Origin of the sequence: Enterobacter cloacae complex sp. P1B (genome assembly GCF_014982345.1) — a bacterium.
Classification (GTDB): domain Bacteria; phylum Pseudomonadota; class Gammaproteobacteria; order Enterobacterales; family Enterobacteriaceae; genus Enterobacter; species Enterobacter bugandensis.
The window spans coordinates 218,352-240,821 of sequence record NZ_JADCLF010000013.1; the positions used below are offsets into that span (position 1 = coordinate 218,352).

Consider the following 22,470-nt stretch of genomic DNA (forward strand, 5'->3'; position numbering starts at 1 on the left):
TTAATCAGCGGTTGAATCAGGTAATCTCTGCGGCGTTATATGCCTTTAAGATTATTTATCCATAATTATCGTGAATGTCATTTGGGAAACTAAAGAGAGATTCATTAATTATCTGGATTAGCCCGATGTGAAGACATCGGGCTTTTTTTATGGAAAAAAAATGCCCGGACAAGCCGGGCAGTGGAGTTAGTCGCTGGTTGATTTTTCGGCTTTACCCGCCATTTGTGCCAGGAAGTCATACCGTTTTTGCAGATCTTCGGCGGCGTCTTTCCAGAGCTGTTCTGCCACCTCAGGCTGTTGCGCATTCAGACGGCGGAAGCGCTGTTCCTGCATCAGCGTCTCTGCCAGGGCATCTGACGGCGGACGTGAATCCAGCGCCAGCGGTAATTTGCCCTCGTCCGCACGGCGCGGATCGAACCGGTAGAGCGGCCAGAAGCCGGTGGCCGTCAGTTGACGCATCTGATCGTGGCTGAGGGCCAGGTCGTAGCCATGCTCTTCGCACGGGCTGTAGGCAATGATCAGCGACGGCCCCGGATACGCTTCAGCCTCCTGAATGGCTTTCACCGTCTGGTTAAGCTGCGCCCCCAGCGAGATTTGCGCGACGTAAACGTGGCCGTACATCATCATGCTCACGCCGAGATCCTTACGTGCCTTGCGTTTACCGTGTTCACCAAATTTCGTGACGGCGCCCAGCGGCGTGGCTTTCGATGCCTGCCCACCGGTATTGGAATAACACTGCGTATCCAGAACCAGAATGTTGACGTTTTCGGTCAGGCTTAACACATGATCCAGCCCGCCAAAGCCGATGTCGTAAGCCCAGCCGTCACCGCCAATCAGCCAGATCGATTTTTCGACCAGGGCGTCAGCGTCGGTCAGAAGCTGTTCAGCGCCGTCAATTCCCTTGAGTGCGCTGCGAAGTGCAGCTACCTGCTCGCGACGAACCTCTTGCGTGGCTTCTGCGTGTAGCGCCGCGTTAAGTTCAGCCGGGATCTTATCGGCAAATTGTTCAAGCAGGCGCATCACACGCGCGCGGTGCTGGTCAACGGTGAGTCGGAAGCCCAGGCCAAACTCGGCATTATCCTCGAACAGGGAGTTTGCCCATGCCGGACCGCGCCCATTGGCATCGGTGGTGTACGGCGTGGAGGGCAGGTTACCGCCATAGATAGACGAGCAGCCGGTGGCGTTAGCAATCAGCATCCGGTCGCCGTACAACTGGGTAAGCAGTTTGATGTACGGCGTTTCACCGCAGCCGGAGCAGGCACCCGAGTACTCGAACAGCGGCGTGATCAGCTGCGAGGTACGAATATCAATGCGTTCCAGCTTGCTGCGATCGATTTCCGGCAGGTTCAGGAAGAAGTCATAATTCACTTTTTCTTCTTCAACGTGTTCAAGGCGCGACATCATATTGATGGCTTTGATGTCCGGGTTCTGGCGATCTTTTGCCGGGCAGACCTCAACGCACAGGTTACACCCGGTGCAGTCTTCCGGTGCGACCTGCAGAACGTATTTCTGGCCGCGCATGTCGCGGGATTTTACATCCAGAGAGTGCAGGCTGGCCGGGGCATCTTCCATTGCTTCCGGTGACACCACTTTGGCGCGAATGGCCGAGTGCGGGCAGGCCGCGACGCAGTGGTTACACTGGGTACAGAGTTCTTCTTTCCAGATGGGGATCGCTTCGGCGATGTTGCGTTTTTCCCAGCGGGTGGTGCCCATCGGCCAGGTTCCGTCCGGCGGCAGCGCAGAGACGGGCAGGGCGTCACCCAGCCCGGCCAGCATGGCGGCCGTGACGGTCTTCACGAAATCAGGTGCGGCATCCGAGACCACCGGAGGGCGATTCGGGCTGGCGTCATTGACCGGCTGCAGCGGCACCTCGAACAGGGACTCGCGCGCCAGCGCCAGCGCCTGCCAGTTTCGCTCTACCAGCTCCTGCCCCTTGCTGCTGTAGCTTTTGGCGATGGCGCCCTGAAGTTCCACCAGCGCGCTGTCGCCCGGCAGTATATTGGTCAGATGGAAGAAGGCCATTTGCATGACGGTATTAATACGCGCGGCCAGGCCACATTCGCGGGCAATTTTCGCCGCGTTAACCACATAGAATCGGGCTTTTTTCTGATTCAGCACCGTCTGTACTTCCTGCGGCAGGCGTGCCCAGACCTCATCCGCATTGTATGGCGTATTGAGGAGGAAAATACCGCCGGGCTTCAGGCGCTCAGCCATCTGGTACTTGTCGATAAACTGCAGCTGATGGCAGCCAACAAAGTCGGCCTGAGAAATAAGGTAGGCCGAGCGGATGGGCTGCTCGCTGACGCGCAGGTGAGAAACGGTCAGACCGCCAGCTTTTTTGGAGTCGTAGACGAAGTAACCCTGCGCGTACCACGGGGTTGAATTGCCAATGATCTTGATGTTGTTTTTGGTGGCCGAGACGCTGCCGTCGCTGCCCAGGCCGTAGAATAGCGCTTCAAGTTTGGCTGTTGCAGGCAGGGTATTTTCCGGTAAAGGCAGGGAAAGATTCGTTACGTCATCATAAATGCCGACCGTGAAACGTGGCTTGGGTTTCGCTTCCCTTAGCTCGTTAAACACGGCCAGCACGCAGTCCGGGCCAAACTCTTTGGAAGACAGGCCATAGCGACCGCCGATAACGCGCGGTAGCGTTTCACGTTCGCCGTTATTAAAGGCTTCAGCGAGGGCGGTCATCACGTCAAGATAAAGCGGTTCCGCGTGTGCGCCAGGCTCTTTGGTTCGATCGAGCACCGCCACGGTACGCGCGCTTTCCGGCAGGGCAGAGAGCAGATGTTTAGCCGAGAACGGGCGGTAAAGACGCACTTTAAGCACGCCGACCTTTTCGCCGCGGGTCAGCAGCTCGTCAACGACTTCTTCACAGGTGCCGATAGCAGATCCCATCAGCACAATCACGCGCTCGGCCTGCGGATGGCCGTAGTATTCGAACGGCTTGTACTCGCGTCCGGTTGCGGCGGCAAAGTCATTCATTGCCTGCTCGACGTGGTCATAAACCGCGTTGTACCACGGGTTTGTGGCCTCTCGTGACTGGAAATAAGTATCCGGGTTTGCCGATGTCCCGCGAATTACCGGATGTTCCGGGTTAAGGGCGCGGGCGCGATGCGCGTCGATTTCCGCCTGCGGCAGAAGCTCAAGGATAGTCTCGTCCGCCAGCGGGACGATTTTGTTGATTTCGTGAGAGGTACGGAAACCATCAAAGAAGTGAATAAACGGCACGCGACTTTTAAGCGTGGCGATATGCGAAATTAAGGCAAAGTCCTGCGCTTCCTGAACGCTGCTGGCGCACAGCATCGCGCACCCGGTCTGGCGCACGGCCATCACGTCCGAGTGATCGCCAAAAATTGAGAGTGCGTGGGTGGCCACCGTACGCGCCGCGACGTGCAGGACGAAGGGGGTCAGTTGACCCGCGAGTTTGTACAGCGTTGGGATCATCAACAGCAATCCCTGAGAGGAGGTGAACGAGGTGGAAAGCGCGCCAGTCTGCAGCGCACCGTGGACCGTAGCAATCGCACCCGCTTCAGACTGCATTTCAACCACTCTCGGGACATCGCCCCAGACGTTTTTTAACCCGTTTCCCGCCCAGGCATCCGCCTGCTCGGCCATAGTTGAACTTGGCGTGATCGGATAGATGGCGATAACTTCACTGGTGCGAAACGCGACTGAGGCAACTGCACCATTACCGTCAATAGTTTGCATAGGACGACACCCTTACATTGCGCAAAAAATAGGGGGCTGTCATAAGGCGACAAACCCTGAATATTATCTGTGTAGTCTAGCAAACAGGGGGTTTTACGATTTTCGCTTTTGTGTCCTCGGTATTCCCACCATCAATGGTTAGATCAAACTTAGGGCGAAAAAATTGCGAGAAATTGTTTCAGCGGCGCATAAATACGCACTTCCGCTCTCGACGACACGGGATGTGATGCCTATTATGCTTAGGTTTCGCACTAATTACGGGGAAGAGAGCATGCGTTCAGCATTTTGGGTAGGGTGTGCCGCGTTGTTGTTGTCGGCATGTAGCAGTGAACCTGTGCAGCAGGCCACGGCGGCCCACGTGGCGCCGGGAATGAAAGCGGCAATGTCCAGTTCAGGCCAGGCCAACTGCGCCATGATTGGCGGCTCGCTGTCTGTTGCCCGCCAGCTTGATGGTTCGGCTATTGGGATGTGCGCCTTGCCAAACGGCAAACGCTGCAGTGAACAGTCGCTTGCCGTTGGAAGCTGCGGTAGCTACTGATTATTCTGCTCGCTTAAACATCAGCGTCTTATCGGCCGTCGCCAGCGTCAGCTGGTCTTCAGTCAGGTCGACCTGCGCCCCTTTGCGCAGCATGTCGCCGATGGCCTGATCCAGCTCGTTAAGCTGTGGTTCGGTACAAAGTTTGCGGGTCATCGCCAGCGTTTTCACTTTCAGCTCACCTTCGGACAGCTTCCCCTGCCCGTTGAAGCGGTTACACATCTGGCCCGAAACGCTAATGTTATCAATGAGGCTAATGTCGGGAAGCGCGTTAAAAGCGATCTCAGGCTGCGTTGTCATGCCCTTCACGGATTTGCCGTCCACGTTTTCCAGAACAAAACGGTGGCTCTTCAGCTGATTCGGCTGAACGGATGCTTTGCCCGGATTAACGCAGCCGCTGAGGACAAGGCTGATAACACTTAACGCGATGAGCTTTTTCATTTTTCTTCTCAAATAATAAATTCTGTGAATCTTTTACCAGTGTAACGATACTCTGCGGTGCGTTAATGGGGTTTATCTGAAAGTGCGGGGTGGTGCCGGGCAGCGCAGGGCTGCCCGGAATGAAGTTTAATGCGATTTAAACCCGGCAGCCGTCATCAGCATGCGAAAGAGCATGCTGACTGCTGTCAGCGCAAGTACGCTGCCGCCCCAGATAATGGCCAGCCACAGCAATCTTTTCCAGACAGGTTGTTGCATCAGTGATAACCCTCCCCAGGCTGAACTTTGCCGCGAAATACGTAGTAGCTCCAGAAGGTGTAGACCAGAATAACGGGAATGATCAACAGCGCGCCCACCAGCATAAAGCCCTGGCTTTGCGTCGGCGCGGCGGCCTGCCACAGGGTGATCGACGGCGGTATGATATGCGGCCAGATGCTGATCCCAAGCCCGCTAAAGCCGAGAAATATTAGCCCCAGCGTCAGAATAAACGGCCGAGCATGGCTGTCAGGATTACTCAGGCAGCGCCACTGGTAGAAGCTAAACATGACGACCAGGGCAGGGACTGGCAGCAGATAAAACAGATTCGGCAGCGTAAACCAGCGCGCCGCGATGGCCGGGTGCGCCAGCGGCGTCCAGAGGCTGATCGCTGCGATAAACGCCAGCAGCACGATTAACAGCGTTTTCGACACCTCACGCATCCGCTGCTGCAGCGCATTTTCGCTTTTCATCACCAGCCAGGTTGAGCCTAACAGCGCGTAGGCCACCACCAGACCCGCGCCGCAGAACAGGTTAAACGCGGTAAACCAGTCAAACGGTCCACCGGTATACGTTCTGCCAGTGACGCTAAAGCCGTTAATGACGGCGCCTACCGTCACGCCCTGGGTAAAGGTCGCCAGAACGGAACCGCCAATAAACGCCTTATCCCAGAAAGGACGGTGGGCCGGGGTGGCTTTAAAGCGAAATTCAAACGCCACGCCGCGGAATATAAGTCCGATCAGCATTAACGTCAGCGGAATGGTCAGAGCATCAATAATCACCGCATAGGCCAGTGGGAATGCACCGAACAGGGCGGCACCACCCAGCACCAACCAGGTCTCATTGCCGTCCCAGACCGGTGCGACGCTGTTGACCATCACGTCGCGATCGTCGGCGTTTTGTGTTGCCGGGAACAGAATACCGATTCCCAGATCAAACCCGTCCATGACGATATACATCAGCGTGGCAAAGACGATGATGACAAACCAGATAATGGAAAGATCGATACCCATTATGGCTGCTCCTTATGTTCAGCTGTGACGGCAGAAAGCGGGCGCGCCGGGCGTCCATCGGACTCGGTGGCGAACGATTCATGCGGCTGCGGGCCTTTTCGGATGAGGCGCACCATATAGCTGTAGCCCACGCCGAATACCGAGGTATAGACGACGAAGAAGGCCAGCAGGCTCACGCTCATATGAAGGTCACCATGGGCTGAAACCGCATCCTTTGTTCGCTGGAGTCCGTAGACCACCCACGGCTGGCGGCCGACTTCGGTGGTGACCCATCCGGCCAGAATGGCAATCAGCCCGGATGGTCCCATCAGCAGCGCAAACCACAGGAACGGACGCGAAGAATAAACCCGCTTTTTATAACGCAGCCAAAGCGCCACTACTCCAAGCAGCAGCATCAGCATCCCTAAGCCCGCCATAATGCGGAACGACCAGAAGACGATGGTGGAATTAGGACGGTCTTCTTTTGGAAACTCTTTTAGCGCAGGGACCTGTTTATTCAGGCTGTGCGTCAGGATGAGGCTACCCAGCGCCGGAATCGCCACTCCAAAGCGGGTGCGTTCCTGCTCCATGTCAGGCCAGCCAAACAGCAGCAGTGGGGTAGGCTCGCCCGGCGGGTTTTCCCAATGGCCTTCAATAGCGGCAATCTTGGCGGGCTGATGCTTTAAGGTGTTCAACCCGTGCATATCGCCAACCAGGGCCTGGATGGGTGCAACAATCAGCGTCATCCACAGCGCCATCGAAAACATCGCCCGAATGGCAGGGGTATTATTCCCGTGCAGCAGATGCCATGCCGCGGATGCACCGACAAACAGGGCGCTACTCAGGAATGCCGCAATCGACATATGCAGCAGGCGGTAGGGGAAGGAGGGGTTAAATACCACGGCGAACCAGTCCACCGGTACCACCTGTCCGTTGACGATCTCGTAGCCTTGCGGGGTCTGCATCCAGCTGTTCGAGGAGAGGATCCAGAAGGTTGAGATAATGGTGCCCAGCGCCACCATGCAGGTAGAGAAGAAGTGCAGCCCTGGCCCCACTTTATTCCAGCCGAACAGCATCACGCCGAGGAACCCGGCTTCGAGGAAGAAGGCGGTAAGCACTTCATAGGTCAGCAGCGGGCCGGTAATGCTGCCTGCAAACTGCGAAAAGCCGCTCCAGTTGGTGCCAAACTGGTAGGCCATCACCAGCCCGGAGACCACGCCCATGCCAAAATTGACGGCGAAAATCTTCGACCAGAAATGGTACAGCGAGCGCCAGACCGGATTTTTTGTTTTCAGCCACAGCCCTTCGAGCACGGCAAGATAGCTGGCCAGGCCGATGGTGATGGCCGGGAAAATAATGTGAAAGGATACGGTAAAGGCAAACTGTATCCGCGCAAGGTGAAAAGCATCTAAACCAAACATGCACAGCCTCAATGTCAAACGGTGTACTGTTATGCTATAGGGGCAACGTTCGGACTTTCAGACGCAGAAAAGTGATTTTTAACCATAACAGTTGGCATAAAACGCATGCTTTAGCTATCAGATATACCTCGCCAACGAGGAATAAAAACATTCTTTTTATGAATTTTCCGCATTAAACCGCTTGCTTTGTCGTCATCGCCGTGCGTTAATGGTCTTCTGGTTTTGAGTCCAAAAAAATATCTGACGTAGTTTCATAAAGCAGTTCTCATCACGTTGTGCCTCTCCGCAGCCTCTCTTGGGTCTTTATCTACATTCCGATTAGTTTTGTTTAAAACCATTATTGCCTGATCGGCTCATGAGTAATTTACGTTTTTACGTTCACAGGAGAATCCTATGACTTCTTATATCCATTTCCGCTGCCCATGCTGTCATGGCTCGCAGTACCGTACCTCAGTCTTTGATGTATCTGAAAAAAACCCGCTCGGTGCGAAATGCATCTTTTGCAAATCGTCAATGATTACGCTCGATCACCTGGCCGCTGCGCGTCAGGCGCAAAGCCACGTTACCGAGTACCGTAAGTAATTTTTACTTAAACTATAACAGTTAGCAAAATCTTCTCTTTTTCTCCTGCTGATATACACTGTCGGCAATAAGGAGAATCTGATGAAAAAATACCAGCGTCTGGCGCAACAAATTATCTCGCAGATTGAGCTTGGCGTTTGGCTGCCGGGCGATAAGCTGCCTTCCCTCCGAGAGCAGGTGGCAAGCAGCGGCATGAGCTTTATGACCGTTGGCCACGCGTATCAGATGCTGGAAAGTCAGGGGCGCATTGTCGCCAGGCCGCAGTCGGGCTATTACGTTGCCTCGCGCCCGACCGCACAACAGCCTGCGCCGCCTGCCCAGGTAATGCGTGATGAAGCGGTAGATATCAACACCTATATCTTCGAGGTCTTGCAGGCCAGCCGCGATCCGTCCGTTGTTCCTTTCGCCTCCGCGTTTCCCGACCCCCGGCTTTTCCCGCTTCAGCAGCTCAACCGCTCGCTGGCAAACGTCAGTAAAACCGCTACCGCAATGAGTGTGATTGAGAACCTGCCGCCCGGTAACGCTGAACTCCGTCACGCCATTGCGCGCCGTTATGCGCAGCAGGGGATGAACATCTCGCCGGACGAGATCGTCATTACCGCAGGCGCCCTTGAGGCCCTCAACCTGAGTTTGCAGGCGGTGACGGAGCCAGGAGACTGGGTGATTGTTGAAAACCCGTGTTTTTACGGCGCGCTGCAGGCGCTGGAGCGTCTGAAGCTAAAAGCGCTGTCGGTCGCCACAGACGTCCGGGAGGGAATCGATCTGAATGCGCTGGAGCAGGCGCTGAACGACTACCCCGTAAAAGCCTGCTGGCTCATGACCAACGGCCAAAACCCGCTTGGCTTTACGCTGAGTGCGGAAAAAAAAGCGCGTCTGGTCGCGCTCCTGACGGAACACAACGTCACTTTGATCGAGGACGATGTCTACAGCGAGCTCTATTTTGGTCGCGAAAAACCGCTTCCGGCCAAAGCCTGGGACCGGGTAGATATGACGCTTCACTGCTCTTCCTTTTCAAAATGCCTGGTGGCGGGGTTTCGCATCGGCTGGGTGGCGGCAGGAAAACACGCGCGCCGCATTCAGCAGCTGCAGCTGATGAGCACGCTTTCAACCAGTTCCCCCATGCAGCTGGCGCTGGTGGACTACCTGGCGACAAAACGCTACGACGCCCATCTGCGTCGCCTGCGACGAACCCTCGCCGAGCGAAAACAACAGGCGTGGCAGTCGCTTCTGCGCCATATGCCCGCCGGTGTCAAAATCCACCACAACGACAGCGGCTATTTTTTATGGCTGGAACTACCTGCGCAGCTGGACGCGGGGCTGCTGAGCGAAAAGGCCTTAACGCACCATATCAGCATTGCGCCCGGAAAGATGTTTTCCACCTCTGACGCGTGGACGCCGTTCTTCCGGTTTAATACGTCCTGGGCGTGGGGCGAGCGGGAAGAGCAGGCGGTCATTCAGTTAGGTAAATTAATTAGCACAATGATGGAATAACTTTTCCCCTTTATTTAAATAATCATTTCTTATCCTGACGACGGCACGGCAAATATTTTGCGGTGCCGTATCATATGAAATCTGCATACCGGCTTTCGCGGCTAACTCCTTGTCTATAATCCAGTTAACGGGGAATGCGTCCTCGGTCACACCTTGATGAAAATTCCTTAAGCCGAACTGTGCGGCGCATTTGCGCGGTCTACGTTTAATAAGGGAGATATTTTTACGGCACGGCTGCCGCTAAATTTCATTGCGACAGGAGTAACTCTTATGAGCAAAAAATTTGCCCGCAGCAGCCTGTGCGCGCTCGGCATGACTATCATGACCGCGCAAGCCGCAGAACCACCAAAGGCCATTGGCGACGGGGAAGGCCGACTGGATATTATCGCCTGGCCGGGGTACATCGAACGCGGACAGACGGATAAAAATTATGACTGGGTTACCCAGTTTGAAAAAGAGACCGGCTGCGCGGTCAACGTTAAAACGGCGGCCACGTCCGATGAAATGGTCAGCCTGATGGCGAAGGGAGGTTACGACCTTGTCACCGCGTCAGGTGATGCCTCGCTCCGCCTGATTATGGGAAAACGCGTTCAGCCGATTAACCCGGAACTGATCCCCAACTGGAAAACCCTTGACCCGCGCATCGTGAAGGGCGAGTGGTTTAACGTGGGCGGCAAGGTCTACGGCACGCCGTATCAGTGGGGGCCCAATCTGTTGATGTACAACACCAAAACCTTCCCGACGCCGCCGGACAGCTGGAGCGTGGTCTTTACGAAGCAGGATCTGCCGGACGGCAAAACCAATCAGGGACGCGTGCAGGCGTACGACGGTCCGATTTATATCGCCGATGCGGCGCTGTTCGTCAAAGCCACTCAGCCGCAACTGGGTATTAGCGACCCGTATCAGCTCACTGAAGAACAGTATGCCGCCGTGCTCAAAGTACTTCGCGACCAGCATGTCCTGATCCACCGCTACTGGCATGACACCACCGTCCAGATGAGCGACTTCAAAAATGAAGGCGTCGTGGCCTCCAGCGCCTGGCCGTATCAGGCTAATGCCCTGAAGGGCGAGAACCAGCCCGTTGCCACCGTCTTCCCGAAAGAGGGGGTGACCGGCTGGGCGGATACCACCATGCTGCATGCGCAGGCAAAACACCCGATGTGCGCCTACAAGTGGATGAACTGGTCGCTCACGCCGAAAGTGCAGGGCGATCTGGCGGCATGGTTTGGCTCGCTGCCCGTCGTGCCTGAAGGGTGTAAGGCCAGCACGCTGCTGGGTGACAAGGGCTGTGAAACCAACGGCTATAACTATTTTGACAAAATCATGTTCTGGAAAACCCCCATCGCAGAAGGCGGAAAATATGTGCCTTACAGCCGCTGGACGCAGGATTACATCGCCATCATGGGTGGTCGTTAATCATCCGGGAGCAGAACATGACGTACGCGGTAGAGTTTAATGACGTTTCCCGTCTGTACGGCGACGTGCGGGCGGTGGATGGGGTCACCATTGCCGTTCGTGACGGAGAATTCTTCTCCATGCTGGGGCCTTCGGGCTCCGGCAAAACCACCTGCCTGCGTCTGATTGCCGGCTTTGAGCAGCTGTCAGGCGGCACGATATCTATCTTTGGCAAAGAGGCGAGCGCGCTGCCGCCATGGGAGCGGGACGTGAACACCGTATTCCAGGATTACGCGCTGTTCCCGCATATGTCGATCCTCGATAACGTCGCCTACGGGCTGATGGTGAAAGGCGTCGACAAGAAAAAACGCCACGCGCAGGCTCGCGACGCGCTGGAAAAAGTGGGCTTAAGCTTTGCCGTCGCCCGCAAGCCTTCGGAGCTTTCCGGAGGCCAGCGCCAGCGTGTGGCCATCGCGCGGGCGCTGGTGAATGAACCGCGCGTCCTGCTGCTCGACGAGCCGTTAGGCGCGCTCGATCTCAAGCTGCGGGAGCAGATGCAGTTCGAGCTGAAGAAACTTCAGCAGGAACTCGGCATCACCTTTATTTTCGTCACCCACGATCAGGGTGAAGCCCTCTCCATGTCGGACCGGGTGGCGGTGTTCAATAATGGGCGCATCGAGCAGGTCGATACCCCGCGCGATCTCTACATGCGCCCGCGCACGCCGTTTGTCGCCGGTTTTGTCGGCACCTCGAACGTCTTCGATGCAGGCCTTGCGCATAAAGTCTGCGGCATGGAGGGCAGCTATTCCCTGCGTCCGGAACATATCCGCCTGAATGAGGGCGGTGAGGTTCAGGTGCAGGGCGTCGTCCAGGCCGTTCAGTATCAGGGGGCTGCCACGCGCCTTGAGCTCAGGCTCGCCGACGGTGCCAAACTGCTGGTGAGCCAGGCCAATCTCAGCGATTTCTCGCCGCTAAGCGGCATTGCGCCGGGGCAGGCCGTCACGGCGTCGTGGTCGCGCGAGGCGATGATTCGCCTGCAGGAGGAGAGGTGAAATGGCTATGAGTGTCGCGCACCCTCCCGCCCCGCGCGGCCGCATAAGCCGCATTACGTCACTGTTCTGGCGTAAACCGTCGCTCGGACTGTTCCTGCTTCTGCTTGCACCGCTGATGTGGTTTGGCATCGTCTATTTAGGATCGCTGCTGACCCTTTTGTGGCAGGGGTTTTACACCTTTGACGATTTCACCATGGCGGTCACGCCGGATCTGACCCTGGCGAACGTACTGGCGCTCTTCAACCCGGCAAACTACGACATCATCCTGCGCACGTTAACGATGGCGATTGCGGTGACGATTGCCAGCGCAATTCTGGCGTTCCCGATGGCCTGGTACATGGCGCGATACACCCGCGGCAAGTGGAAAGCGTTTTTCTATATCGCCGTGATGCTGCCAATGTGGGCGAGCTACATCGTCAAAGCCTACGCCTGGACGCTGCTGCTGGCGAAGGACGGCGTGGCACAATGGTTCCTCAACCACCTTGGGCTGGAGCCGCTCCTGACCTCGATCCTTACGCTACCAGCGGTAGGCGGCAACACCTTATCCACCTCCGGTCTGGGGCGGTTTCTGGTCTTCGTCTATATCTGGCTGCCGTTTATGATCCTGCCCGTTCAGGCGGCGCTGGAACGTCTGCCGGCTTCGCTGCTGCAGGCCTCAGCCGATCTCGGCGCGCGCCCGCGCCAGACCTTCCGCTATGTCGTTCTGCCGCTGGCTATCCCGGGCATTGCCGCGGGCTCAATCTTCACCTTTTCCCTGACGCTGGGGGATTTCATCGTACCGCAGCTGGTTGGGCCGCCGGGGTTTTTCATCGGTAACATGGTCTACTCCCAGCAGGGGGCGATCGGCAATATGCCCATGGCCGCCGCGTTCACGCTGGTTCCCATCGTGCTGATTTCACTTTATCTGGCGTTCGTGAAGCGTCTGGGAGCATTCGATGCACTCTGAACGCGCACCGCTGTTCCTGAAAGTGGCAGCGTGGGGAGGTGTCATCTTCCTGCACTTCCCGCTGCTGATTATCGCAGTCTATGCCTTTAATACCGAAGATGCTGCCTACAGCTTTCCGCCTCAGGGGCTGACGCTGAAGTGGTTTACGGCGGCGGCGGGGCGCGGCGATATCATCGAATCGGTGACGTTGTCACTTCAGGTTGCCGCGCTATCCACCGCGATAGCCCTGGTGCTTGGCACGCTTGCTGCAGCGGCGCTCTGGCGAAGCGAGTTTTTTGGCAAGAACGCGATCTCGCTATTGCTGCTGCTGCCGATTGCGTTGCCGGGGATCATCACCGGCCTGGCGCTGCTGACAGCGTTCAAAACAATCAACCTTGAGCCGGGATTTTTCACCATTGTGGTTGGGCACGCCACGTTTTGCGTGGTGGTGGTCTTCAATAACGTGATTGCCCGGTTCAGACGCACCTCCTGGAGTCTGGTGGAAGCGTCGATGGATCTCGGGGCCGACGGATGGCAAACCTTCCGCTATGTGGTGCTGCCCAACCTGGGCTCCGCGCTGCTGGCCGGGGGAATGCTGGCGTTTGCCCTGTCGTTTGACGAAATTATCGTCACAACCTTTACGGCGGGACACGAACGCACGTTACCGCTGTGGTTGCTCAATCAGCTAGGCCGTCCGCGCGACGTGCCGGTCACCAACGTCGTTGCACTGCTGGTGATGCTGGTAACAACCATCCCCATTCTGGGAGCCTGGTGGCTAACCCGCGACGGCGAGAACATCGCCGGCGGCGGGAAATAACATTGATTTGAACAGGACAATGCTATGCAAACACATCTGCTGATAAAGGGTGAACTGGTTGCCGGAGAGGGAGAAAAACAGCCGGTCTATAACCCGGCCACCGGAGAGGTGCTGCTGGAGATTGCTGAAGCGTCAGCGGCACAGGTCGACGCAGCGGTTCAGGCCGCCGACCGTGCTTTTGAGGCGTGGGGACAAACGACGCCGAAAACGCGCGCCGAGTGCCTGCTGAAGCTCGCGGATGCGATTGAAGCGCATGGCGAAGAGTTTGCCCGGCTCGAATCCCTCAACTGCGGAAAGCCGCTGCACTGTGCGCTGGGCGATGAAATTCCGGCAGTGGTCGACGTTTTCCGTTTCTTCGCCGGGGCGGCCCGCTGCCTGAACGGGCTGGCCGCGGGTGAGTATCTTGACGGCCACACGTCGATGATCCGCCGCGACCCGGTGGGCGTGGTTGCCTCTATCGCGCCGTGGAACTACCCGCTGATGATGGCGGCATGGAAGCTGGCACCTGCGCTGGCGGCCGGTAACTGTGTGGTCATCAAGCCGTCTGAAATCACGCCGCTAACGGCGTTAAAGCTGGCGGAGCTGGCGAAAGATATCTTCCCGGCTGGCGTTCTCAACGTGCTGTTTGGCCGCGGGAAAACGGTGGGCAACCCGCTCACCGGACATGAAAAAGTGCGCATGGTGTCGCTGACCGGTTCGATTGCCACCGGGGAGCATATCATCGGCCACACGGCGTCCTCCATTAAGCGCACCCACATGGAGCTGGGCGGTAAAGCGCCGGTTATCGTGTTCGATGACGCCGACCTGGATGCGGTTGTAGAAGGCGTGCGGACGTTTGGTTTCTACAATGCCGGGCAGGACTGTACGGCGGCCTGCCGTATCTATGCCCAGAAGGGGATCTATGCCGGGCTGGTGGAAAAGCTCGGTGCCGCGGTCGCCAGCCTCAAAATGGGTGCCCCGGAGGATGAGTCTACTGAACTCGGTCCGCTCAGCTCGGCTGCCCATCTTTCACGCGTCTGTCAGGCGGTTGACGAGGCGAAAGCCCTTGGCCATATCCGCGTGGTGACGGGCGGGAGCAAAAAAGAGGGGGCGGGCTACTACTTCCAGCCAACGTTGCTGGCCGGGGCGAAACAGGACGATGCCATCGTTCAGCGAGAAGTGTTTGGACCGGTGGTGAGCGTCACCGAATTCGACGATGAAGCGCAGGTCCTGGCCTGGGCGAACGATTCGCAGTACGGCCTGGCGTCGTCGGTCTGGACGAAAGACGTGGGACGCGCCCATCGCCTGAGCGCGCGCCTGCAGTACGGCTGCACCTGGGTGAATACCCACTTTATGCTGGTGAGCGAAATGCCGCACGGCGGCATGAAATTGTCTGGCTATGGAAAGGATATGTCGGTGTACGGGCTTGAGGATTATACGGTTGTCCGGCACGTTATGATTAAACACTAGAAAATCATGCCCGGCGGTCTGCATCGCCGGGCGTTTGCTTTACCAGCCACACACCTCGTGCTCATTTTCCGTGTCGTAAGCGCGGACGGTATTCACCAGATCTTTTACCACGTCTGCGGCGACGTCGGGGATGAGCAACTCCATGGGGGCCTCTGTTTCATAATCCACCGAGACGCCGTTGCTGTTGTTGGTCACAGTCACTGTGTACGTTGCTTTACCCACGCGGTTACTCCTTATGTGTATTGACCACTTTGCCGATGCCCGCGCCTTGAAGCGTAACGTCAGGATCGGCAAAAAAGTCGATATTGAAATAGGTATCGTCGGTCAATAGCTCGATGCGGTGCCATTTCTCCGGCGGCGAGATGCCAAACGATCCGGCTTCAATCACCAGCTCCAGATCCGGTTCGGTCGCGTCAGCGTTCGGGAAACCAAAATAGCGCACCGCACCCTGCATCACCGACAAACGGCCATATACGCTGGCTTTCGTATTATGGTGGGTGAAAAGGGCTTTTGGCGCGGTGTCTTTGTTCCAGAATGGCGTGGAGCGGGTATGAACAAAATTCTCAGGGATACGTAGCATAAAGGTTACCTCGTAAATAAAAGCCGCTTAAAGCGACTTCAACACCTCTGGTTCGACGAAAAATTCAATATTGAACAGCGTGTCGTCGCTCATCACCTCGATGTGATGCCATTTCTCAGGGGGAAAAACACCGAAGTGGCCGGCCCTGATAATCAGTGTGCTGTCAGGCTCAGGGGCATGTTCATCAGCATAACCCAGGTAGCGGACGGCACCCTGCATAACGGACAGGCGGGGATAAACGCCCGGACGGGTACCCGTGTCGAGATGACGCTGAAAGATCCCGGCGGGGGCGGTTTCTTTATTCCAGAAAGGGGTAGAGCGGGTATGAATACAGCTTTGCGGAATGCGTAGCATATTGCCTCCCATGTATGTCCGCCTTTATTAGACGCCTATGCGGAAGAGAGGATTTATCAAAAAGTGCATTTAACTTACATGTTATCAATAAAGATTATGGGTGGCTCCCCCTGTTTGTAATACAAAATACTCAGTTGTTATTAGCCATAATATTTAAGTGGTTATTATGTAATGAAAAAACTTGATCTGTATCAACATATGACGCATATTGCGTGCGGTTATTTTTTCGGCTCTGGTATACAGAATGACGTTGTATCAAAAGATGTTGGTTTTTTACGCAGTGATGGCTTCCATCTGTGCATTAATTACCTGGTTCCTTTCTAAAGACCGCAAGCGCATCCGCCTGCTTAGCGCGTTTCTGGTCGGGTCGACCTGGCCGATGAGTTTCCCCGTTGCGCTGCTGATTTCTCTTTTCTGAAGCATCCTTCCAATTTCGAAAGATGAACATAGCATTCCAGTTACGATGGCTGTATAAATACACAGTGCATCGTAAAAGGAGTGCTTATGAACAGTTTTTACTCGCAGCATGCGGGTTGCGCCGTGCGCTGGCATGATTTGCCCGGCTCTGGCGATCCCGTAGTCTTTATCCACGGATTGGGCTGCGCCTCTTCCTATGAATATCCTCGCGTCGTCCGAGACCCTCAGTTTGGCGGGCGCAGAGCTATTCTCATCGATTTACCCGGCAGCGGTTACAGCGATAAGCCTGAACATTACAGCTATAAAACGACTGAACAGGCGCGCATCGTGGCGGAGTTGATTGACCATCTTCAGCTGGATGCCTTCTGGTTATACGGTCACAGCATGGGCGGCAGCATTGCTATAGAAACGGCGGGGCTGCTGGCACCGCGCGTGAAGGGGCTGATGGTGTCGGAGCCCAATTTTCACGCCGGTGGGGGGATGTTTAGCCGCTCTATTGCGGCGCAAACCGAACACCAGTTTGTGGCGCAGGGCTATAATGCCATGCTCCGCAAAGAGACCACCGCCTGGGCCGGGTGCCTGCAAAGCAATGCACCCTATGCCGTCTGGCGCGGCGCATCAAGCCTGGTCGCCGGTGTTGAGCCGGACTGGGAAGCGCAATTTCTGTCGCTGCCTTGCCCGGTGACGTTGATTTTTGGTGAGCTCTCACTGCCGGATGACGATGTGGATAATCTGAAGCTGAAGGGCGTTGAGGTCAAAATCATCCCTGCGGCGGGGCACTCCATGTCGTGGGAAAACCCATCGGCACTGGCGCAGGCGTTAGCGGAGTGTATTGAGGCGTGATTATCGTTGCGGAATACAGGCCGGGTAAACGCAGCGCTACCCGGCAAGATAGGACTCTACAGGATTAAAGCCCGCAGTGCCCGACGTGCGTCAGGCTGAACATCATGCGGGTGCTGATAATCAATGTTTTCGATTGCCCGGCTATAGAGGGCAACCAGCCAGTCGTAAACGTACGCGGTGGCCGCATGAACAGGCTGCTCCCCAAGACGCGTCAGGCGCGGTGCGGCACTGCTGACGACGGGCGTAACAAAGATTGCCTGACCTTTGCGAATGCGGCTTGCGGGGCGTTCTGCTGACGGGGTCTGGTCGTAACCCAGCCAGCCAACGAAATTGCCCATCACCGCATGCAGCTGCGCCGCGCTGCTTTTATCCGCATCGACAATTCGCTGAAGCTGTTGCGGCAGATTAAGCCGGTAGCTGGTTACCACCAGCACATCCGCGATTTGCTGTAGCACCGCGGGTTCCAGACCAAGACGGGCGGCGGTAGCTTCATTGCGGCTCCACTGGCGCAGATGATTTATCCATACTCTGTGCGCCAGGCGCGCTTTGTCTTTTGTCTGGAATCGTCCTGCGCTTTCCTGGGCGTTATCGGCGAACAGATCGATGGTGTCCGTGAACAGCCCGTTCACCTGCTCCTCGCGCGGCTGCTGAACGGCGAGCAGCGTTTCAAAGGCTTTCAGCGGCGGCAGCAGACCCTCAAGCAGCTCGCCGTGACGGGCGGCGCTGCTTTGCAGCGTGCGCACCATGTTTTCGGCCTGAGCACGTCGTGTACCCGGTTCCTCAACCAGCGGCGCCAGATAGCTTTGCATCAGCGACGCGATCTCCTGCCGCAGCAGGTTTTTCAGCGTGCCAAGGCGCTTCTGCCGCTGTGCCGGGAGCGTCGCCTGAGACAACCACTCAATGACGCGCTGCATGCTGTGGCTGTCCAGCGCCTGCAGAGTTCCCCAGCGCAGGCCTGGCTTGCCCAGCAGATGCTGTACGGCTTCATCGAGATTCTGTCGGGTAGTGAAACGAGCATCATGCGGGGTGATCGCCCACACCAGCCCCGGCAGGGCAGACTCCTCGGCAGGCTGGGTCTCTTTAATCCAGTTAATTAACACTTTTGCTTTTTGGGCCGTCTGCTCGTGCCGCGCTGTCGCGTTGCAGATAACCAGCACATCCGGCTGGAGCTGCTGGCGGTAATGTTCAAGCAGCCACTGGCATTTAGCCTGTACTAAAGGATCGGCACTGCCGTCTTCATAGACCGGAATATCAATGATATCAACGTTATCCAGCGCGCCATTCTCAACCGGCAAGACCAGCTCGCGGGTAAGGAAAGCAAGCACGTCGACCGGGATGCTGATGGCGTTGAGCATTTCACCGTTGTTCAGCGGATGAAGCAGCGTCTCCTGAGTTTCCTGCTGGGTTAAGGTGCCGTGCGTCAGGAACCCTTCACCAGGCAGACCAAAGCTGTCCACCAGCAGGCTCAGCGGCGCAGCCAGCTCGCTCGCATGGCTGGTCTGATGCAGCACGTGGGCAAGCTTCAGCCACTGCTGGGTTAACTCCTGTTGCTCGCCCCACAGCAGCGACCAGACGCTGGCGCGGGTGCTGAGATCGAGCGATGGCACCAGCTGGGCAAACTCATGCCACAGGGCGTCATCAATTTGCTGTCTCGCGGCGGGTACCGTGCTTTGCCAGAAACGCGAAATCGCACCCACATCCTGCGCCGTGATGCCAGGCACGCTCTGCGGCTGGCGAAGGCCGCGCCATTTCTCCAGACGCGTCTCAATGACCGCCTTATCCACCGCGCGCATCTGCGGGTGCAGCGTCGTGCGGGCAATAAACAGCTGTACCAGTTCGGCCTCGGTGACCAGGCTCAGACGCAGCGGAAACGCCTCATCCGCTACCTCCGGGGTGTCTCGGGTGAAGCGCACGGCCATGTTGGTCAGGGCATGTCCTGGGTTGATATGCGAAAAATAGTCAAAGGTGCGCTGGCCCGGCATCACGTTCAGGCGCCCGTTACCGCTGCCACACAGCGACAGCAGCAGGTGCGCTTTGGCGCTTTGAGAATGGCCGTAAAGCCCAATGCTGCTCCGGCGGGTCAGGGCGCGTTCAATGGCATGCTCCCGCGCCTGCGCCGCGTTGATGCGAGCAAGCAGGGCATCAGCATCGTTATCCAGCACAGGGGCGGTCAGGCGCGTCTCATTAATCCACCCGATCAAGGCCTGGGTGGTGGTGGTGGTCGCTGTCATTTCAGGTATACGCTCCCGCTGTCGATCCAGTAGTGGCTACCGCTGTGTCGGCGATCGGCCAGGGTATTCAGTTTGAAGGTTAACGCGTCAGGCGCAACCGGCGTGCCGTCCTGCAGCCAGGCATCGCTGAGCTCGAAGGATTCAGGGCCCTCTAATTTGCTGCCGCCGCAGAGCTTAAGCCGCACGTTAAGCACGCCGTCGCCGGCAATCGCTTTTGCCAGTTCAGCCGAGTTGATGCTGAGCGTATAAAGCGGCGTGGCGGGCCAGCGCGCGTTCGCCAGCTGGCGGAAGCCGAGGGTAACGTTACCGCGCAGCGGGAAGTGCAGCCGCGCGTCAAGCTTCGCGCCGGGTTTATCGAGATCGATATCCTGATACCAGACGTTTTCCTCGCGCAGGGTATTGACGGTGTTATCCAGCACGCCCAGATAGCGCACGGTGGAATAGGCGCCAATGTCCGCGGCCTTAAAGTTAAAGCGCGGCAGACGCAGATCGAGCGCCAGGCTGCAGAGCATGGCCCCCACCGCGGCGGTCGATTTCGGGTTGCCTATGCGCCCCTGCTGGCTGAAGGGATACCACTCGTGAACCTGATATTTATCCAGCCAGACGATGCGGTTGACCGGCACCGGCTGCAGATGCCGAATCAGCGCCTGAACGCCCGGCAGGCAGCCCGGGCGCCCGGTGATGAGCAGAATATCGCAGCTGTAATGGGAAATCGCTTCACACACCGCGTGGAGCGGCGAGGTCAGCGTAAATTGACCGGCCAGCATTGCATCCTGCATTTCGCGGAAGTTCACGTGCAACGGCACGGCGAACAGGTCGAACGCCTCTGAGCCCGCCGGCAGGGCATGATCGATTGCCTGCTGAAGATAGTTCATCACGTTGCGGGTTGGTTTCTGCGCAAGGAGCTCGCCAAAGGTGGCATGCAGGCCCGCCAGCGGATCGTCAATATCGCTGCCTTCCCACGCGGAAAGAATGGCGTGGCCAATCGGCATAAAGAGCTGAAGCGCCGTTTGCTGGCGCAGTACCGCCTGGGTATCAATACGCCCGGAGTCGCCGAACAGCGACGCCATCAGCAGTGAGGCGTCCGCAATGCCGGATTTCTGCAGCTGCGTTTGCAGGGCGGGCAGGACATAGCGCTGAATCACGTCCAGCAGGGTATCGTCGCCCGCCACCTTGAACCCTTCGCGGAACAGCAGCTGCGGGGTGATTTTGACGTTATTACCGGAGCCGTCATCAAGCTGGTAGTGGGTTATTGCCATATCCGTGGTGCCACCGCCGATGTCGATAGACGCGACGCGTAATGCGCGGCCCGGCTGCACGCCCGGCTCAGGTTCACGATCCGTGCGGGCGAGGGAGGCGAAAAAGGCTTCCGTCTGGCCGCCAAAACGGGAAATCGCTTCGTTATACAGCCAGACCAACTGACCGCAGCTGGCTTCATCCCACTCCATCTGAATCTCAGGGACCGGCACCACGCTTTTTTCCTGCTGCTTGCGGGTGGCAAAATCTTCATCCTGCGGGTGCCAGCCCATCGCTTTCCAGACGATGGCAATGGCTTCAAACATGCGGCGACGGAAAATCTCGCGCTCCTGCTTCGGCATGGCCGAGGGCAGGGTCAGGATCAGGGTGCGCAGCTGGCGCGGCGAGGCCGGGAAGCCCAGGCGCAGGCGGGTGGCGACGCTGTTGATCTGGCCCAGCGCCTGCGCCAGCAGCTCGCACAGCATGTGCGTCATCAGCGTGCTGCGGCTGTACTGCGGCGAAAAGACCGGCAGCCGCTCGTCCTGCGGCAGCGTAAACAGCGGCTCACCGTCATCGTTCATCAGGTTCATCAGCGGAAACGCCGTGGCGAGCGGTTCACGCTGGGTTTTGCCGTTCATCTGGCTAAAGCGCCAGTCCTGCACGACAGGCGTTTCATCCCACAGGTAGCGGCGCGGGCTGGAGATGCCGCTGTTACCTTCGGTTCCCAGGCGCTGCATCGCCAGCTTGCGGGCTTCATCGCCTACGCGAACAATCGACGGCCAGACAAACGCATCTTCGCGACCGCTTTCCACCGAGAAGTGCTGTTTGCCAAAACGCGCTTCGGAGAATTCAAGACGGCTGGTAAAGAGAGGCTCGTTCAGGAACTGCGGCTCGCTTAACGAACGAACCTGCAGCTCGGCGGTCTGCCGAAGCCCGTCGTTTGCATCACCGTGGTCTTCGATAATGACGCCGCAGGTGTGGGTATTGCCCACGTCGAGGATCAGGTCGACCGGAATGGCAGGCGTGCTGAGCGTATGGGTGACAAATTTCACTTCCGGAATGGTGATCTGTTCACCGAGCATGGTCAGCAGGTTGAGCCAGTGGGCCTGGTATTCGAAGCTGCGCATCGCCTGATGCAGGTCGCGTTCAGAGCGGTTTTCAACGCCGTCGGCATACTGGGTAAATGCCTCGCGCAGCCAGCCGTCAATCCAGGTCTGGTCGAGGAAACTTTCTACCTCACTATCGCGCCACGCCAGCGCAAAGCGGGTTCCGTTCAGAATATCGTTTTCAACCGGCGACAGGGCGGAGGTGGCATGCTCCGCGATCTGGCTGTCGAGCGCGAGAGTGACGCGGTGCGAGTTGCCTGCCGTGTCGGGTTTCTCGAGCTTGCGCACCTGAACGCGCGCCCAGTTATCCGGTCCTTCCACAAAGGTCCGCGGCGGATTGAAGCGCAGGAACGGCACGGGAAGCCAGACGCCGTCCAGCACGGCAAGGGACTGATGCAGCGGAATGGTGGTTTCCGGTTTAACCACTTCAGGCTGACCGCCGTTCGTCCCCGGCAGGGTATAGCGCCCGTTCACCAGGTCGAAATCGAGTCGCAAAAGGGGGCCGTTCGCGGTTTTACGTACGAAGCGCCCGTTGCTGGCGGTGTCCTGCGGCGTCAGGCCGAAATCCAGGAACTGCACGCCGCTGTTGGCAATAAGCGTGACGCTTTGTTTATAGTCGCAAAGATTTACCAGCATAGGA

At 57.4% G+C, this 22,470-nt stretch carries 20 protein-coding genes; 10 read left to right on the plus strand and 10 right to left on the minus strand.

Translation table 11 applies throughout. The features are described 5' to 3' along the window. Positions 1-186: 186 nt before the first annotated feature. Positions 187-3,711, minus strand: a complete 3,525-nt coding sequence (gene nifJ, locus INF77_RS13910; RefSeq protein WP_193533032.1) for a pyruvate:ferredoxin (flavodoxin) oxidoreductase — start codon at positions 3,709-3,711, stop codon at positions 187-189. 271 nt (positions 3,712-3,982) lie between these two features. Here nifJ and INF77_RS13915 point away from each other — a divergent pair, with 271 nt between their 5' ends. Continuing rightward, positions 3,983-4,249 (plus strand): DUF333 domain-containing protein, encoded by a 267-nt coding sequence (locus INF77_RS13915; protein WP_028013313.1) that lies wholly within the window; start codon positions 3,983-3,985, stop codon positions 4,247-4,249. Here the strand turns inward: INF77_RS13915 and hslJ are convergent, their stop codons facing one another. The 4 genes from hslJ to INF77_RS13935 form a co-directional block, all read right to left on the minus strand. After that, entirely contained in the window at positions 4,250-4,687 is a 438-nt protein-coding gene (gene hslJ / locus INF77_RS13920) for a heat shock protein HslJ (protein WP_193533031.1), read from the minus strand. A 126-nt stretch (positions 4,688-4,813) separates the two neighbouring features. After that, positions 4,814-4,942, minus strand: a complete 129-nt coding sequence (locus INF77_RS13925) for a DUF2474 domain-containing protein (RefSeq protein WP_193533030.1) — start codon at positions 4,940-4,942, stop codon at positions 4,814-4,816. Then, positions 4,942-5,952: a cytochrome d ubiquinol oxidase subunit II gene (gene cydB, locus INF77_RS13930; RefSeq protein WP_045260632.1), complete on the minus strand. Its 1,011-nt coding sequence runs from the start codon at positions 5,950-5,952 to the stop codon at positions 4,942-4,944. Before cydB ends, INF77_RS13925 begins: the two co-directional genes overlap by 1 nt. Next, a complete protein-coding gene (locus INF77_RS13935; RefSeq protein ID WP_193543075.1) occupies positions 5,952-7,352 on the minus strand; it encodes a cytochrome ubiquinol oxidase subunit I in 1,401 nt (466 codons plus the stop codon). The genes cydB and INF77_RS13935 overlap by 1 nt, the downstream gene beginning before the upstream one ends. Positions 7,353-7,745: 393 nt before the next feature. Between INF77_RS13935 and INF77_RS13940 the strand changes: the two genes are divergently transcribed. The 7 genes from INF77_RS13940 (at position 7,746) to patD (ending at position 15,063) form a co-directional block, all read left to right on the plus strand. Beyond that, the gene (locus tag INF77_RS13940; RefSeq protein WP_028013309.1) at positions 7,746-7,934 is read left to right on the plus strand and encodes a hypothetical protein; all 189 of its coding nucleotides are present in this window, start codon (positions 7,746-7,748) and stop codon (positions 7,932-7,934) included. An 81-nt stretch (positions 7,935-8,015) separates the two neighbouring features. Further along, on the plus strand, positions 8,016-9,425 hold the full coding sequence (locus tag INF77_RS13945) for a PLP-dependent aminotransferase family protein (RefSeq protein ID WP_048959047.1): 1,410 nt from the start codon (positions 8,016-8,018) through the stop codon (positions 9,423-9,425). A gap of 270 nt (positions 9,426-9,695) precedes the next feature. After that, positions 9,696-10,841 (plus strand): putative ABC transporter substrate-binding protein YdcS, encoded by a 1,146-nt coding sequence (gene ydcS / locus INF77_RS13950; protein ID WP_193532447.1) that lies wholly within the window; start codon positions 9,696-9,698, stop codon positions 10,839-10,841. A 17-nt stretch (positions 10,842-10,858) separates the two neighbouring features. Further along, positions 10,859-11,872, plus strand: coding sequence for an ABC transporter ATP-binding protein (locus INF77_RS13955; protein ID WP_048956123.1), 1,014 nt, complete (start codon positions 10,859-10,861; stop codon positions 11,870-11,872). A 1-nt stretch (position 11,873) separates the two neighbouring features. Then, positions 11,874-12,818: an ABC transporter permease gene (locus INF77_RS13960; RefSeq protein WP_028013305.1), complete on the plus strand. Its 945-nt coding sequence runs from the start codon at positions 11,874-11,876 to the stop codon at positions 12,816-12,818. Further along, complete coding sequence (locus INF77_RS13965) at positions 12,808-13,614, plus strand: ABC transporter permease (RefSeq protein ID WP_041909768.1); 807 nt, start codon at positions 12,808-12,810, stop codon at positions 13,612-13,614. Before INF77_RS13960 ends, INF77_RS13965 begins: the two co-directional genes overlap by 11 nt. 24 nt (positions 13,615-13,638) lie before the next feature. Beyond that, positions 13,639-15,063, plus strand: a complete 1,425-nt coding sequence (gene patD, locus INF77_RS13970) for an aminobutyraldehyde dehydrogenase (protein WP_193532449.1) — start codon at positions 13,639-13,641, stop codon at positions 15,061-15,063. 39 nt (positions 15,064-15,102) lie between these two features. Here patD and INF77_RS13975 read toward each other — a convergent pair whose 3' ends face one another. The 3 genes from INF77_RS13975 to INF77_RS13985 are packed head-to-tail and all read right to left on the minus strand — an operon-like array spanning position 15,103 to position 15,997. Further along, positions 15,103-15,285 carry a DUF1869 domain-containing protein gene (locus INF77_RS13975; RefSeq protein ID WP_003856955.1) on the minus strand — a complete coding sequence of 61 codons (183 nt, stop codon included), beginning with the start codon at positions 15,283-15,285 and terminating at the stop codon, positions 15,103-15,105. A 4-nt stretch (positions 15,286-15,289) separates the two neighbouring features. After that, positions 15,290-15,643: a DUF1971 domain-containing protein gene (locus tag INF77_RS13980; RefSeq protein WP_028013302.1), complete on the minus strand. Its 354-nt coding sequence runs from the start codon at positions 15,641-15,643 to the stop codon at positions 15,290-15,292. A 27-nt stretch (positions 15,644-15,670) separates the two neighbouring features. Beyond that, on the minus strand, positions 15,671-15,997 hold the full coding sequence (locus INF77_RS13985) for a DUF1971 domain-containing protein (protein ID WP_041912006.1): 327 nt from the start codon (positions 15,995-15,997) through the stop codon (positions 15,671-15,673). A 244-nt stretch (positions 15,998-16,241) separates the two neighbouring features. Between INF77_RS13985 and INF77_RS13990 the strand changes: the two genes are divergently transcribed. Then, a complete protein-coding gene (locus INF77_RS13990; protein WP_014883956.1) occupies positions 16,242-16,415 on the plus strand; it encodes a GhoT/OrtT family toxin in 174 nt (57 codons plus the stop codon). Positions 16,416-16,501: 86 nt separating this feature from the next. Beyond that, entirely contained in the window at positions 16,502-17,257 is a 756-nt protein-coding gene (locus tag INF77_RS13995) for an alpha/beta fold hydrolase (RefSeq protein WP_193532450.1), read from the plus strand. Positions 17,258-17,313: 56 nt separating this feature from the next. Here the strand turns inward: INF77_RS13995 and INF77_RS14000 are convergent, their stop codons facing one another. Both INF77_RS14000 and INF77_RS14005 read right to left on the minus strand, forming a co-directional pair. Then, on the minus strand, positions 17,314-19,488 hold the full coding sequence (locus INF77_RS14000; protein WP_193543076.1) for a virulence factor SrfC family protein: 2,175 nt from the start codon (positions 19,486-19,488) through the stop codon (positions 17,314-17,316). Next, positions 19,485-22,466: a virulence factor SrfB gene (locus INF77_RS14005; protein WP_193543077.1), complete on the minus strand. Its 2,982-nt coding sequence runs from the start codon at positions 22,464-22,466 to the stop codon at positions 19,485-19,487. The genes INF77_RS14000 and INF77_RS14005 overlap by 4 nt, the downstream gene beginning before the upstream one ends. Positions 22,467-22,470 lie beyond the last annotated feature (4 nt).